This is a genomic window from Lentzea sp. NBRC 102530, from assembly GCF_030269365.1.
Taxonomy (GTDB): Bacteria; Actinomycetota; Actinomycetes; order Mycobacteriales; family Pseudonocardiaceae; genus Lentzea.
Map to the genome: position 1 here is coordinate 1 of NZ_BSTF01000057.1, position 459 is coordinate 459.

The following is a 459-nucleotide window of genomic DNA, read 5'->3' on the forward strand; positions in this document are numbered from 1 at the left end:
GGTCGGTGGCGACGAGTGCCACATGGCGTTCCACTTCCCGTTGATGCCGCGCATCTTCATGGCGGTGCGGCGCGAGTCGCGGTTCCCGATCTCGGAGATCCTGGCGCAGACGCCGTCGATCCCGGAGAACGCGCAGTGGGGCATCTTCCTGCGCAACCACGACGAGCTGACGCTGGAAATGGTCACGGACGAAGAACGTGACTACATGTACTCGGAGTACGCCAAAGACCCGCGGATGAAGGCGAACATCGGCATCCGCCGACGGCTCGCCCCGCTGCTGGAGAACGACCGCAACCAGCACGAACTGTTCACCGCGATGCTGCTGTCGCTGCCCGGCTCGCCCGTGCTGTACTACGGCGACGAGATCGGCATGGGCGACAACATCTGGCTCGCCGACCGCGACGCCGTGCGCACGCCGATGCAGTGGACCCCGGACCGCAACGCGGGCTTCTCGAGCTG

The 459-nt window shown here is 66.0% G+C and carries 1 protein-coding gene; it reads left to right on the top strand.

The genetic code is table 11. The annotated features are described in order from the left end of the window. Positions 1-459: alpha-amylase family glycosyl hydrolase (locus QSK25_RS45265; protein ID WP_285647891.1), on the top strand; the 459-nt coding region annotated here is incomplete at both ends.